Consider the following 14,347-nt stretch of genomic DNA (forward strand, 5'->3'; position numbering starts at 1 on the left):
GCCGTCAGCCTCCCGGACGCCGCCGCGCGTTCCAGGGAGCGGGTGATCCGCTCCAGGCCGGCGGCAGATACACCGACACGGCCGGCCCACCCCCGGGCATGCAGTTCGGCGCGGCGCCCCCGAGCCCCTGGCAGGTGCAGCAGCGTTCGGTCACGCCCTCCTGGGCCACACTGGTGCGCCCCGCCGAGGCCGCACCCATCCGCACCGCGACCCTCGTCGCCGTCCTCGCCTCCGGTCTCGCCACCGCGCTGCTGCTCGGCGACGGCATGGGTCCCGGTCTGCTGCTCGCGGTGGTGCCCGCCGTCGTCGCGGCCTACGTCGCCGCCCGCGAGGCCCGGCGCAGCGCCCGCCCCTGGACCGTGGCCTGGGTGATCGGCTGTATCGCCCTGCTCGCCGTCCCGGCCCTGCGCGACTCCGCCTGGCCGGCCACGCTGGCGATCCTGTCCGCCGTCCTGCTGGGCGCGCTGGCCCTGCACGGCAGCCGCACCTGGCCCGGCGTCCTGCTCAGCCCGCTCGGCTTCCTCGACGCCGCCGTGTCCGGGGTCGCCTGGCTGCTGACCGGGCTGCGCTCACGCGGCGGCGGCAACAAGGACCGCTGGCTGCCCGTCGCCAAGGCGACCGTGGTGGCCGCAGTCCTGCTGCTGCTCTTCGGCGCGCTGTTCGCCTCCGCCGACGCGGCCTTCGCCGATCTGCTGGGCGATCTGATGCCCGACGTCTCCGTCGAGGACGGGCCCGTCCGGTTCATGCTCTTCCTCCTCGGTGCGGTCCTCGCGCTCGCCGCGGCCCGCACCGCCGCGGCCCCGCTGCGCTGGGACCGGATCAAGGTGGCTCCGGGCAAGCCGCGTTCCCGTGTCGAATGGGCTCTTCCGCTCGTCGTGCTCAACCTGCTCTTCGCCGGCTTCAACGCCGTGCAGCTGGCCGTCCTGTTCGGCGGCTACGACAAGGTCCTGAAAAGCACCGACCTGACCTATGCCGAGTACGCCCGCGAGGGCTTCTGGCAACTGCTCTGGGCCACCCTGCTCACCCTCGCCGTGATCGCGCTCGCCCTGCGCTGGGCCCCGCGCTCCGGAGAGGGTGACCGCCGCCTCGTCCGGATCGTCCTCGGGCTGCTCTGCGCGCTGACGCTGGTCGTCGTCGCCTCCGCGCTGCGCCGGATGGACCTCTACGTGGAGGCGTACGGGCTGACCAGGCTGCGTGTGTCGGTGGCCGCGATGGAGCTGTGGCTCGGACTGGTCATCGTACTGATCATGGCGGCCGGGCTGTTCGGCGGACGCTGGCCGGCGCGCGCGTTCGCGGGCAGTGTGGCCGCGGCCGTCCTGGCCTTCGGCCTGCTCTCCCCGGACGGGATGGTCGCCGAGCGCAACGTGGCCCGCTTCGAGGAGGACGCGAAGATCGACCTCTCCTACTTCCAGTCGCTGTCGGCGGACGCCGTTCCCGGCCTGGACCGGCTGCCCGAGCCCCAACGGTCCTGCGCCCTGCGCGGCATCAACGACGAGCTGGCCAAGGCCGGGGACGTCCCCTGGTACGCGATGAGCTGGGGCGAGTACCGGGCCCGGCAGATCCTGCGGGAGCGTCCGGTGACCGCCTCGTACGAGGTCTGCTCGCGCCTGGGCACCTTCGGCAGCCGCCTCGAGTACTAGGGAGTGTCCTGCCGATCAGGGCGGGCGCGTACGGGGCCGGGCGCGGGGATCGTTCCCCGCGCCCGGCCCCGGCTTCGTACGGACGAGCTCGCTCAGGCGGCCGGACCGGCCTTCGCGGCGGCTCCGGCCAAGGCCTCCAGGTCGCTCTTGCGCACCCGGATCACCAGCAGGGCGGTGGCCAGGGCCAGGCCCGCCATGGCGACGGCGGCGTAGAACGCGGTGGAGATGCCGTGGGCGAGAACCAGGTCACCCCAGGGGTCGGGCAGGAAACCGGTCTCCTTGAAGGCGGCGATCTGCTGGGGGTCCGCCTGGGCCATGAAGGCCGGGACCTGCTTCGTGGCCTCGTCACGACTGGCGGTGCCGAAGACGGTGACCAGGATGGACAGGCCGAGCGAGCCGCCGACCTGCTGGCTGGCGTTGAGCAGCCCGGAGGCAGCGCCCGCCTCCTTGGGGGCCACGCCGGAGACGGCGGTGAGGGTGAGGGTCACGAAGTTGAGGCCCATGCCGAAGCCGAACAGCAGCATCGGCCCGAGCACTCCGGAGACGTAGGAGCTGTCGGTCCGGATGAAGGTCAGCCAGGCCAGCCCGGTTCCGGTGAGCGCGGACCCGGCGACCATGAAGGGCTTGGGCCCGAAGCGCGGCAGGAAGCGCTGCGAGAGGCCGGCGGCGGTGATGATGGCGACCGTCACGGGCAGGAAGCCGAGGCCGGACTGGATCGGCGAGAAGCCCAGCACGTTCTGCACGAACTGGACGATGAAGAAGAACATGCCGAACATCGCGGCGGCGAGGCCGAGCATGATCACGTAGGTGCCGGTGCGGTTGCGGTCGGCGAACATGCGCAGCGGGATGATCGGCTCGCGGGCCTGTGACTCGATGACGACGAAGAGTGCCAGCAGCACCAGGGCCGCGGCGAACGAGCCGAGGGTGATCGCGTCGCGCCAGCCCTTCTCGGCGGCGCTGATGAATCCGTACACGAGGGAGGCCATGCCGCCCGTGGAGGTGAGGGCTCCGGCGATGTCGAAGCGGCCGGGGTGGCGCTCGGACTCGGTGATGTAGAGCGGGGTCAGGACCGCGATGAGCACGCCGATCGGCACGTTGACGAAGAGGACCCAGCGCCAGTCGAGCCACTCGGTCAGCATGCCGCCGGCCAGGAGACCGATCGCGCCGCCGCCCGCGGAGACGGCGGCGAACACCCCGAACGCCCGGTTCCGCTCGGGGCCTTCGGGGAAGGTCGTGGTGATCAGGGCGAGCGAGGTCGGCGAGGCGATCGCGCCGCCGACCCCCTGCAGGGCGCGGGCCGCGAGCAGCTGCCAGGGCTCCTGGGCGAAGCCGCCGAGGAGGGAGGCCAGCGTGAAGAGCAGGATTCCGGCGAGGAATACGCGGCGCCGGCCCAGGATGTCGCCCGCCCTGCCGCCGAGCAGCAGCAGGCCGCCGAAAGTGAGGGTGTAGGCGCTGAGCACCCACGAGAGGTCGGTGGTGCTGAAGTCGAGGGCGCTCTGGATGTGCGGGAGCGCGATGTTCACGATCGTCGCGTCGAGGACGACCATGAGTTGGCACGCGGCGATGACGGCGAGCGCCACTCCGGGGCGCCCCTCCCGGCGTGCCGCGCCCGGTATCCGGGGTGTGGCGAGTTGAGAGCTTGTCACTGAGGATCCCCCCAAAGTGAAATAGTGAACGCATTCGTTCACTGTCGGTCCACGGTAGGAGCCGCGCCTTAGTGAACGCAAGCGTTCACTAAGGCTGAAAATGCGTGCGTCGAACGCGCAAGCCGGTCGGAGGTGGGGAGATGGTGGGTTCGCGCTGGTCAGCGGCGTCGCCGGGGCGTAGACGGGGTCCTGAGCTCGAACGGGCGATTCTCGACGCCGCGTTGGAGCAGTTGAGTACGGTCGGCTGGAACGCGCTCACCATGGAGGGCGTCGCGTCCGGCGCGCACACCGGCAAGGCCGCGCTCTACCGTCGCTGGCCGTCGAAGGCGGACCTGGTGGTCGATGCGCTGCGGAGCGGTCTGCCGCGGATCGGTGACATTCCCGACTGTGGTTCGATCCGCGAGGACCTCTTTCTGCTGTGTGTGAGCACGCGGGACGTCATGCACTCGCGCGCCGGGCAGGCCTTGCGGTCGGTGCTTCACGAATGCGATCACATGCATGCGGATCGGTTTCACGGAGTTATCTGGTCCGGTCTGCACGAGCCGGCTCAGCGCCTGATCAGGGAGCTTGTGGAGCGCGGAATCGGGCGGGGTGACGTGCGGCCGGACGCGACCGGTCCGTTTGTCGTGGATGTCATTCCGGCGATGCTGATGTACCGCGCCAAGGTGTGCGGAAGCGAATGGAAGGACGTGGACATCGCGGCCCTCATCGACGAGGTGATGGTCCCGCTGCTCAGGGTGTGAGACGCGGCGGGGGCGGCTCGGGGCGCCCCGAGCGGCGTTCGCGTCCGATCGCGGGCGGGTCGGACCGGGGCGGGGGTGTGCAGTGGGCTCGGGGCGGCGTAACCTTGCTGGCGCCATGCCGTACGAAGCACCCACCCACACCGTCGAACGCTCCCTCCGTGCAACCACCGGCGCCAAGGTCATCGCCGGGGTCGACGAAGTCGGACGAGGGGCCTGGGCCGGACCCGTCACCGTGTGTGCGGCGATCACCGGGCTGCGCCGGCCGCCCGCCGGGCTCACCGACTCCAAACTGCTCACCCCCAAGCGGCGCGACGCCCTGCTCGATGTCCTGGAGGGCTGGGTCACCGCGTACGCACTCGGGCACTCCTCGCCCGAGGAGATCGATGAACTGGGGATGACGGCCGCCCTCCGACTGGCGGCGGAGCGCGCGCTGGAGGCGCTGCCGGTACGACCCGACGCGGTGATACTCGACGGTAAGCACGACTACCTCGGCCCGCCCTGGCGGGTCCGTACGGTGATCAAGGGCGACCAGTCCTGCGTCGCCGTCGCCGCGGCCTCGGTCATCGCCAAGGTCCGCCGCGACCGCATGATGGCCGAACTCGGGGAACAGGGCGGTGGAATCGAGGACTTCGCCTTCGCCGCCAACGCCGGGTACCCCTCGCCGGTACACCGGGCCGCGCTGGAGGAGCTGGGGCCCACCCCCTACCACCGACTCTCGTGGTCGTACCTCGACGCGCTGCCCCGGTGGCGCCACCTCAAGAAGGTGCGCCGCAGCGAGGAGTCGATGGAGCTGGAAAACGGAGGCCAACTCGGCTTCGATTTCTGATCGCACGCCTGTGCCACCGACCGGTACGTTTCGTACCGGTGTTTGATAGATATCAACTCATGCCTCTCACCCCCGCCATCGAGGAGCCTCAGATTCACGAGAGTGCCCAGGGTCCCCGCGTCACGCCGGCCGCGAGCCGCACCGCGCAGACCCCCCGCCCTGTACCTGGTCCGCGTCCCGCCGCCGTACCGCGGCCCGGCCGCCCCGGTCCCGCCAGGCCCGCACCGCCCGCGCAGCGTGCGCCGCAGGCCACCCCCGGACCCGTTCCCGCAACCCCCACCGCACCGTCCGTCTCCGCGGCGGTGCCGCAGATCCAGCTGATCCCGGCCTCCGCCGAGGGCGCGCTGGACGCGGCCGAAGAGGCCGTCGACCTGCTGCTCGACACCGGGCGCGCGCCCGGCGACATCCTGGTGCTCACCAGTGGCGACCCGCACCCGTGGGCCGCTCACGAGCTGTCCTTCGGCGAGGCCGCGTACTGGGCCCTGCACGACGCCGGGGACGATGTCTTCTACGCGGACGCGGCGCAGGTCCAGCGCGCCGCCGGCCGTCCCGTCGTGGTCTTCGCGGCCAACGGCGGAGCGGTCGACACCGTCGTGGGTGCCCTGCCGGTCGCGCTCACCCGGGCGGGTGCGCTGCTGATCGTGTGCGGTGACCCGCAGCAGATCAACTCCGTGCTGGGTGCGGGCGTCTGACGCCCTGTACCCCGGCACGGGCGAGGGGCGGGGCGGGCCTCGGGCCGGCCCCGCTGAAGCCCGCGCCGAGGCCCGAGTCGGTGCCCGACGCCTGATCCGCCGTACGCCCGTTCCCGGGTGTACGGCCGTGAGGCATGCCCGCGGGCAAGCGGACCGCGGCGCCGTACGAGGTCAGCGCGCGGCGGTCCGCCGCAGGGCCTCGACCGCGCCGCCCCCGGTGTGCAGGGCCAGCGGGGAGAACTCGGCGACGGTGTCGCCCAGGCGCTGCGGCCGCGAGTCGGAGCTCGGGCGCCGACCGCCACGGCCCTCACCCAGCACCTGCCAGCCTCCATGGGTGAGCGTGATGTACGCCCCGCAGCGCAGGCCGTGCAGGGTGCAGGCGTCCCGCAGCCCCCACATCCACGCCCCGTCCTCCTCGGTCCACCGCTCGTCACCCTCGCGGCAGTAGAGCAGCACGGCCGTCCGTACCGGCGTCCGCCGCCGCAGGTCGTGCGGGAGGACCCGGCGCAGCCGGGACAACAGGGCATTGCGGTACTTCCAGCCGTCGGCCGAGGTCGACGGCTGGGAGAAGGAGGCGCTCGCCACGAGCTGCTCCTCCGGGCCGAGGACGGCGATGACCGCGGTCGAGGGCACGGGGCTGTGCCGGGAGTGCAGCCCGCTGACGACCTCGCGCGGATTGCGGAGCAGTGGAATGCCCGCCGCCGTCCATTCCGCGGGTTCCAGCAGTCTGCCGTGTCGGCTGGTGCCGCCGGTGGCTGTTGCCAGGGACGTGGTCGGGGGCGGCGCGAATCCGAAGGTCACGGTCCTCCCTTCGGGTACACGCCCGCGAACGGGCACGGTGGAGTCAGGGCGCGCCGCAGCGCGGCCCAGGAGGGTGCCGAGGAGCCGAGCGGGAGCACCCCAATTCTCGCGTGGCTTCTGAGCGTGCGGCAACGAGCAATTGACGCCGCCGACCGGAATTCGCCGGTATGCCGTTCATATCCTTGCCCCGCCACGCCGAAGATGACGCATTCGGCTAGCCCTGAAGCGCCAGCACCAGCGGGAACACCTCTTTCGCGCCTGCCCGCCGCAGCAGCCGGGCGGCCACCGCGATGGTCCACCCGCTCTCCGCACGGTCGTCCACGAGCAGCACCGGGCCCGCGGACTCCGCCAGCGCGTCGGCCAGCGCCGGGGGCACGGTGAGGGCCTGGTGGAGCCCCCGTACCCGCTGCGCGCTGTTCGAGGACACCGACCCGAACTCCGGCGCCTGGTCCGTGTAGGCGAGCGCGCCGAGCAACGGCATCCGCCCGATCTCCGCGATCCGCGCGGCCAGCGAACCGATCAGCTGGGGGTGGCTGCGCGAGGGCAGCGCGACCACGCCCACCGGCCGGGCCGGCGCGTCCGGAGCGCCCGAGGCCCAGCCGCCCGGACCCCGGGCCCAGTCGGCGAGCACCGCGACCACGGCCTGCGCGACGTCGTCCGGAACCGGCTGGTCCGGAGCCTGCGGGGCCAGCATCGGGCGCAGCCGGTTGCCCCACCCGATGTCCGACAGCCGACCCAACGCCCGGCCCGTCGAGGCCTGCTCCCCGGCGGGGATGCGCCCCTTGAGGTCGACGCCGACCGCGGCGAGCCCGGTCGGCCACATCTTGCGCGGCTCCAGCTCCACGCCCGGGCGCCCGAGTTCACCGCGCGCGGTGTCCAGCGCGGTGCTGGAGACCTCCGCCGTGAACCGGGCCCCTGCGCAGTTGTCGCAGCGGCCGCACGGCGCCGCCTCCTCGTCGTCGAGCTGGCGGCGCAGGAACTCCATCCGGCACCCGGTGGCCGCGGCGTAGTCACGCATGGCCTGCTGCTCCGTGGCCCGCTGGCGGGCCACCCACGCGTAGCGCTCGGCGTCGTAGGCCCAGGGCTCGCCCGTCGAGGTCCAGCCGCCCTTGACGCGGTGCACGGCGCCGTCGACATCGAGCACCTTGAGCATGGTCTCCAGCCGGGTGCGGCGCAGATCGACCAGCGGCTCCATGGCGGGCAGTGACAGCGGACGTCCTGCCTGCGCCAGGACGTCGAGCGTGCGGCGCACCTGCTCCTCCGGCGGGAAGGCCACCGAGGCGAAGTACTGCCAGATCGCCTCGTCCTCCCGACCGGGGAGCAGCAGGACCTCCGCGTGCTCCACACCACGGCCGGCGCGGCCGACCTGCTGGTAGTAGGCGATGGGGGAGGAGGGCGATCCCAGGTGCACCACGAAGCCGAGGTCGGGCTTGTCGAAGCCCATCCCGAGGGCGGACGTCGCCACCAGTGCCTTGACCCGGTTCGCCTGGAGGTCGTCCTCGGCCTGCTGGCGGTCCGCGTTCTCCGTCTTTCCGGTGTACGAGGACACGGTGTGCCCGCGGTGACGCAGGTAGGCGGTGACCTCCTCGGCGGCCGCCACGGTCAACGTGTAGATGATCCCGGAGCCGGGCAGCTCCCCGAGGTGGTCGGCGAGCCAGGCCAGCCGGTGCGCCGCGTCGGGCAGGGTCAGCACGGCCAGACTCAGGCTCTCGCGGTCCAACGGACCGCGCAGCACCAGAGCGTCCGTACCGGCCCCGGTGCCGAGCTGTTCGGCGACGTCGGCGGTCACGCGGGCATTGGCCGTGGCGGTCGTGGCGAGCACCGGGACCCCCGGCGGAAGGTCGGCCAGCATCGTGCGCAGGCGGCGGTAGTCGGGGCGGAAGTCGTGACCCCAGTCGGAGATGCAGTGCGCCTCGTCGACCACGAGCAGGCCGGTGGCGGCGGAGAGCTTGGGGAGGACCTGGTCGCGGAAATCGGGGTTGTTGAGCCGCTCCGGACTCACCAGCAGGACATCGACCTCACCCGCCGCCACCTCGGCCTGGATGCCCTCCCACTCCTCGGGGTTGGCGGAGTTGATGGTGCGGGCGCGGATCCCCGCCCGGGCCGCGGCCTCGACCTGATTGCGCATCAACGCGAGGAGCGGGGAGACGATCACGGTGGGGCCGGCGCCGTTCGCCCGCAGCAGGGAGGTGGCGACGAAGTACACCGCGGACTTGCCCCAGCCCGTGCGCTGGACCACCAGCGCCCTCCGCTTGTGCGCCACGAGGGCCTCGATCGCCAGCCACTGGTCCTCGCGCAGCCTGGCGGCGCCCGTGGGGTCGCCCACGAGACGGGCTAGTACGGAGTCGGCCGAGGACCTCAGGTCTGCGTTCATGCCCCCATGCAACCTGATGCCTCCGACATCGCGCCAATGCCGCTCCGGGCCTGTGGACGGCGGCGGCGGGAGCGCGGCGAGGGGACGGCGGGAGTTATCCACAGGGCTTTCGGGATCGGATCATGCGCGGGACCTTCGTGGCATGACGAACAACCACGAATCACGCACCCCGTCCGAGCGTCCCTCCATCAGCCCGGCCGGAGCCGCCACCGGACCCCAGATCACCCTGCGCAGCCCGGCCGAACTGGCCGACGCGCTGCCCTACATGCTCGGCTTCCACCCGACCGACTCCCTCGTCATGGTCGCCGTGCACGGCGAGGGCGGACGCTTCGGCGGTCGGCTCCGCGTCGGTATCCCCAGCTCACCCGCGGAATGGGAGGACACCGCCCGACAGGTCGCCGAGTGCCTGATCCGGGGCAGCGAACGGCGCGGTGGCAAGCCCGACGGCATCGTCGTCTACCTCTGCCAGGAACCGACCGGGGAGGAGAGCGGCCGGCGGGTGATGGCCCGGCTGCGGCCACTCGCCCAGCGGATCCGGCTGGCCTGCGGCGCACTGGACGTGCCCGTACTGGAGGCCCTGTGCCTGTCGGAGGGACGGTTCTGGTCCTACGTATGCCCCGACGAGCGGTGCTGCCCGGCCGAGGGCAGCCGGCTGGCCGCCGTCGGTACCTCGGTGCTGGCCGCCACGGCAACCTTCGCCGGACTCCAGGTCCGGGGCTCCCTCAAGGAGATCGAGAGCAGGCTGGCACCGCTGCGCGGTGCCGTGGCCGAGGAGGCGGAACAGGCCCTGGACCGCGCCGCCGCGGCCCTGATGCCCAGGATCCTCGACGGGGCCACCCGCGAGGAGGTCGGCGCCGAGACCATCGCCCTGGCGCGGACCCTGATGCGGCGCATGACACTGGCCCCGCCCGTCGAGGGCGGCGCCCACGCCGACGACTGGGACGACGCGCTGCTCGGCCACGACGAGGCCGCCTCACTGATCCTCGGCCTCCAGGACCGCGAGATCCGGGACGTCGCCGCGGAATGGATGGAGCACGAGGAGGCGGCCCCGGCCCTGCGGCTGTGGCGGGCCCTGGCCCGGCGCTGCGTCGGGGCCTACGGCGAGCACGCGGCCGCCCCGCTCACCCTCGCCGGCTGGGTCTCGTGGTCCACGGGCGACGAGCCGACCGCCCGGATCGCCTTCGGCCTGGCCCTGCGGGCGGACGCCGAGTACCGCTTCGCCCAGCTGCTCCACCATGCCTGCAACGAAGGGATCGACCCCGAGGGGCTGCGGCAGTGCCTGCGGGAGGAGCGGCGCCGACGGGAACCTCGGCGAGGGCGCCCCTCCGCCGGTACCCGTCCTCCCGGCCGACGGGACCGGACGACCCGCCGTGGCTCGCGCCGTACCGCGGGGAGCGAACAGTGAGCGCGCACCGGTCCACCTCGTCCGGCGGTCCGGTACGACTGCTCCGGTACGCCTTGGGCCTGCCCCGGCGGCGCGGGCTTCACCCCGGGCACGCCCGGACGGCGCCCGGGACCGTGACCCGGGCGGGGTCGGGGGCGTTCAGCTGTGGGGTGGTGGGGGCCCGGCCGCGCCGCCGCCCAGCTGAACCGACCGGAGCGCAGACAAGGCGACACATGTCTCACCTCGCACCTCCTCGCCCAGCCGGCGTGCCCGCCGCCCGTAGGTCCGAACTGCCGCCCGTGCACGACGCCGTCATCTGCGTCTCCGCGCCCTGTCTGGCCATCTCACCGGAGCACGGTCAGCTGACCGGGCGGGGGATCGACGGGATCTACCGGTCCGGGCGCCGCCTGCTCTCCCGCTGCGTGCTGCGCGTCGGCGGGCGGGACCCGATCGCGGTCCAGGGGCGCAGCCTCGCCGCCGACCGGGCCGTCTTCACCGCGACCGTGCGCACCGGCGCCGAGCCCGGCCCCGACCCCGACATCGGCGTGGAACGGGTCCGGCACGCGGACGGCACCGAGCGGATCACCCTGCGCAGTTTCGCGGCCCGGCCGGTACGCCTGCCCGTGGAGGTGCTGCTCGGCACCGACCTGGCGGAGCTGGCCACCGTGGCCGCCGGCCGGGCCGGGCCGGAGGTGCCCGCCGGGGTGCACGCCGCCGGGCTGCGCTGGAGCACCGGCGAGGCACAGGCCGTGACCGCCGCCGAGCCGCCGCCGGACGACGCGCTGGCCTCGGCGGGGCTGCTGCGCTGGCAGCTCGAACTGGCTCCCGGCGAATCCCGCACCATCGAGCTGCGGACCACGCAGCACCGGGTGGGTCGGGCCCCCGCCGGGCAGGTGGCGAACCCGCTGGCCGACGCCCGGGCCGAAGGGGACGATCCGAGGGCCGAGGCATGGTTCCGGACCAGCGTCGAGGACCTGGGTGCGCTGCTCCTGCGTGACCCCGAGCAGCCGGGCGACGCCTTCGCCGCGGCGGGAGCACCCTGGCGGCTGGGCCTGGCACCGGCGGAGTCGCTCTGGGCCGCGCGGATGGCGCTGCCCCTCGGGACCGGTCTCGCCGCGGCCACCCTGCGCATCCTCGCCCGTACCCAGACCGAGGATCCGGGGCCGGACCTCGGGAAGATCCCGGGCCCGCTGCGCGGAGCGGGCGCGCAGCTTCCACCGGGGTGCACGGGCACGGAGGCGACCCTGGCCTTCCCCGTGGTGCTGGCCGAGGCCCGGCTCTGGGGGATGCCCGAGGAGGAGGTGGCCCGGCTGCTCCCGGCCGCCGAGCGGTGCCTGCACTGGCTGCGGGGCGCCCTGGGGGAGGACGGCTTCCTGGCCGACCCCGATCCGGGTCCGCGCCGCTGCGAGACCCAGGCCCACGCCCATCGGGCCGCCGTGCTCGGCGCCGACCTGCTCGCCGCGTGCGGGCGGCCCGGAGCCGAGGAGTGGCGGGATCGGGCGGTCGGGCTGCGGGAGCGGTTTCGGGCCCGGTTCTGGATCGACGGTCCGGACGGCGGCCGGCCCGCTTCGGCCCTCCACCCCGACGGGAGGCCGCTGCCACGACTGACGGGGGCCGCCGCCCACCTGCTCGACACCGGACTGCTCGGTGGCGGCCGGCTCGCCCCGGGGCTCTTGGACCGGACCCGGGCCGAGCAGCTCGCCCGACTGCTCGGAGCCCCCGCCATGGACTCCGGATGGGGGCTGCGGAGCATGGCCGTGAAGGAGCCGGGCTACAACCCGTTCGGCCACCGCTCGGGCGCCGTGCGGGCGTACGAGAGCGCGGTGGCCGTGGCGGGTCTGGCCCAGGCCGGCTTCGAGAAGGAGGCCGCGGGCCTGCTCGGAGGCCTGCTGGACACGGCGGAGGCCTTCGGATACCGGCTTCCGGAGATGTTCGCGGCCGAGCAGCGCACCACGGGCAGCGCCCCCGTGCCGCACCCGGCGGCCTGCCGCCCGGCCGCCGTGGCCGCGGCGGGCGGCGTCCACGCCCTGACCGCCCTCGCCGGAATCCGCCCCGACGCCCCCGCGGGCACGGTCGCCCTCGTACCCCTCCCCGGAGCCCCGCTGGGCGGGCTCAGACTCTCAGGGCTTCGGATCGCGGGGGAGCCCTTCGCCGTCCGGATCAGCCGGCTCGGCCTCGGCATGGTGGAGGAGGCGGCCGATGCGCTCCAGTTGGGTGGCTGAGGATCCTCACCCCGTTCCGGCCGAACCGTCCGCCCGATCGCAGGCCCCCGCCTTCGGGGCGCTGTCTTCAAGGTCACCAAAGCGCTGTTTATCGTCAGGCAGACGACTATGATCGCGGCATGTCGCCCTACGACCCGTCGGCCTATCCGCCCTTCGCCGTCACCGTCGACCTGGTCGTGCTCACCGTGCGGCGCCACGCGCTCTGCGCGCTGGTCGTCCGCAGAGGTGAGCAGCCGTTCCAGGGCCGCTGGGCGCTGCCCGGAGGTTTCGTCCGCGGGGACGAGGACCTGGCGGGGGCCGCCGCCAGGGAGCTCGCCGAAGAGACCGGCCTCTGCGCGCACGACCCCGCCCTGCCCGGCGCGGGCAACGGTGCGCACCTCGAACAGCTGGCCACCTACGGCGATCCGAAGCGCGATCCGCGGATGCGTGTCGTCAGCGTGGCGCACCTGGTGCTGGCTCCGGACCTGCCTGCGCCCCGGGCCGGGGGAGACGCCAACAGCGCGCGCTGGGCTCCGGTCGACGAGGTGCTGGCCGGCACCGACGAGGACTCCACGGGGCTCGCCTTCGACCACGCCAGGATCCTCGCCGACGGTGTGGAGCGGGCCCGCTCGAAGATCGAGTACTCCTCGCTGGCCACGGCCTTCTGCCCGCCGGAGTTCACCGTCGGCGAGCTGCGCCGGGTCTACGAGGCGGTCTGGGGAGTGTCCCTCGACCCGCGCAACTTCCACCGCAAGGTCACCGGCACTCCCGGATTCCTGGTGCCGGCCGGAGGCACGACGACCCGTCAGGGCGGGCGTCCGGCCCAGCTGTTCCGGGCGGGCGGGGCCACCCTGCTCAATCCGCCGATGCTGCGTCCGGAAGTCTGACACCGCGGCGTACGAGGCGCCCTCGGCGACGGCCGGACCGCTGTTCCCGACCCCCCGACCGGGGCCGAGCGCGTGTGCGGGTGCGCGGGTAGGTCCGGACCCGCCGTCCGTACGGGGCGCGGCGGCGGTATCGGCATTCCATCGGACCGGTTGCGCTGAATATCGGACATATCGCGTTATCTTGCTTGCGGTACCCACCCTGCCGCTGAGCGGTCTCACCCCCCGCGAGAGAAGCGATGCTCCAGGCCATCGGACTCACCAGCAAGCCCCGCCCCGACGCCCCGCCCCTCGTGGACGACCTCACCTTCGAGGCCCGCCCGGGGCATGTGACCGCCCTGCTCGGCGAGCCGGGATCGGGCAAGACCACCGCCCTGCGGCTCATGCTCGAACTCGAACCGGGCCGTGGCGTCACCTACTTCCGCGGCCGCGCGCTGCACCGGATCCCGCACCCCGGCCGCGAGGTCGGCGTGCTCCTGGGCGACGTCCCCGGCAACCCCGCGCGGACCGTCCGCAACCAGCTGAGGATGCTCTGTGCCGCCGCCGGGGTGCCCGCCTCCCGGGCCGACGCGATGCTCGAGGTCGTCGGCATCGCGGGACTGCGGGACCAGCGGCTCGGCTCACTGTCGCTCGGCATGGAGCGCCGGGTCGCGTTGGCCTCGGCCCTGCTCGCCGATCCGTGCACGCTGCTGCTCGACGAGCCCGGTGCCGGACTCTCCCCACGCGAACGCGGCTGGCTGCACGGCCTGCTGCGCGGCCACGCCTCCCTCGGCGGCGCGGTGCTCTTCACCACCGACGACGCCAAGGAGGCCGCCCGTAGCGCCGACCGCGTCGTCAGCATCGAGGCGGGCCGGCTCGTCGCCGACCAGGACGCGGCCGAGTTCGCCCGGACCCGGCTGCGGCCGCGGGTCGCCGTGCGCACCCCGCACGCGGCCCGGCTGGCCGACGTACTGGGCCGGGAGGCCCGGGCCGCCCGGCGTGCGGTGGAGATCGTCGCGGAGAGCGGCAGCCGCCTGTCGGTGTACGGCAGCAACTGCGCCGAGGTCGGCGAGGCGGCGTTCCGGCACGGCGTGCTGGTCCATCAGCTCGCCGACGAGACGGGCGACGCCGGTGCGTCGACGGCGCCGGTCCCGGCCGCGCGCGCCGCGGCCGGAAC

Annotated in this window: 11 protein-coding genes; 8 read left to right on the forward strand and 3 right to left on the reverse strand. The window is 73.8% G+C overall.

The genetic code is table 11. From position 1 onward, the window contains the following. The first annotated feature begins 98 nt into the window (after window positions 1–98). Window positions 99–1,640, forward strand: coding sequence for a DUF4173 domain-containing protein (locus tag AB8A24_RS17170; RefSeq protein ID WP_369476438.1), 1,542 nt, complete (start codon window positions 99–101; stop codon window positions 1,638–1,640). Window positions 1,641–1,732: 92 nt separating this feature from the next. On the opposite strand, the gene AB8A24_RS17175 is transcribed toward AB8A24_RS17170, so the two are convergent. Further along, window positions 1,733–3,286 (reverse strand): MFS transporter, encoded by a 1,554-nt coding sequence (locus tag AB8A24_RS17175; protein ID WP_328961367.1) that lies wholly within the window; start codon window positions 3,284–3,286, stop codon window positions 1,733–1,735. A 140-nt stretch (window positions 3,287–3,426) separates the two neighbouring features. On the opposite strand from AB8A24_RS17175, the gene AB8A24_RS17180 reads away from it, so the two are divergent. The 3 genes from AB8A24_RS17180 to AB8A24_RS17190 all read left to right on the forward strand — a co-directional run bounded on the left by AB8A24_RS17180 (window position 3,427) and on the right by AB8A24_RS17190 (window position 5,547). Further along, the gene (locus AB8A24_RS17180) at window positions 3,427–4,029 is read left to right on the forward strand and encodes a TetR/AcrR family transcriptional regulator (protein ID WP_328961366.1); all 603 of its coding nucleotides are present in this window, start codon (window positions 3,427–3,429) and stop codon (window positions 4,027–4,029) included. A 115-nt stretch (window positions 4,030–4,144) separates the two neighbouring features. Beyond that, window positions 4,145–4,855, forward strand: coding sequence for a ribonuclease HII (locus tag AB8A24_RS17185; RefSeq protein ID WP_266378866.1), 711 nt, complete (start codon window positions 4,145–4,147; stop codon window positions 4,853–4,855). Window positions 4,856–4,914: 59 nt separating this feature from the next. Then, a complete protein-coding gene (locus AB8A24_RS17190) occupies window positions 4,915–5,547 on the forward strand; it encodes a hypothetical protein (RefSeq protein WP_328961365.1) in 633 nt (210 codons plus the stop codon). 171 nt (window positions 5,548–5,718) lie between these two features. Here the strand turns inward: AB8A24_RS17190 and AB8A24_RS17195 are convergent, their stop codons facing one another. Together AB8A24_RS17195 and AB8A24_RS17200 are read right to left on the reverse strand one after the other, a co-directional pair. Beyond that, window positions 5,719–6,348 carry a hypothetical protein gene (locus AB8A24_RS17195; protein WP_369476429.1) on the reverse strand — a complete coding sequence of 210 codons (630 nt, stop codon included), beginning with the start codon at window positions 6,346–6,348 and terminating at the stop codon, window positions 5,719–5,721. Between the two features lie 214 nt (window positions 6,349–6,562). Then, a complete protein-coding gene (locus AB8A24_RS17200) occupies window positions 6,563–8,722 on the reverse strand; it encodes a RecQ family ATP-dependent DNA helicase (RefSeq protein ID WP_328961363.1) in 2,160 nt (719 codons plus the stop codon). A 142-nt stretch (window positions 8,723–8,864) separates the two neighbouring features. Between AB8A24_RS17200 and AB8A24_RS17205 the strand changes: the two genes are divergently transcribed. The 4 genes from AB8A24_RS17205 to AB8A24_RS17220 all read left to right on the forward strand — a co-directional run. Continuing rightward, window positions 8,865–10,127, forward strand: a complete 1,263-nt coding sequence (locus tag AB8A24_RS17205; RefSeq protein ID WP_369476431.1) for a DUF4192 domain-containing protein — start codon at window positions 8,865–8,867, stop codon at window positions 10,125–10,127. Between the two features lie 212 nt (window positions 10,128–10,339). Beyond that, a complete protein-coding gene (locus tag AB8A24_RS17210) occupies window positions 10,340–12,328 on the forward strand; it encodes a glycogen debranching N-terminal domain-containing protein (protein WP_369476432.1) in 1,989 nt (662 codons plus the stop codon). A gap of 119 nt (window positions 12,329–12,447) precedes the next feature. Further along, window positions 12,448–13,194 (forward strand): NUDIX domain-containing protein, encoded by a 747-nt coding sequence (locus AB8A24_RS17215; RefSeq protein ID WP_266378849.1) that lies wholly within the window; start codon window positions 12,448–12,450, stop codon window positions 13,192–13,194. Between the two features lie 236 nt (window positions 13,195–13,430). Then, window positions 13,431–14,347 (forward strand): ATP-binding cassette domain-containing protein (locus tag AB8A24_RS17220; protein WP_369476434.1); only part of this gene is annotated, 917 nt, incomplete at its 3' end.

The organism is Streptomyces sp. BF23-19, assembly GCF_041106355.1.
Lineage (GTDB): Bacteria > Actinomycetota > Actinomycetes > Streptomycetales > Streptomycetaceae > Streptomyces > Streptomyces virginiae_A.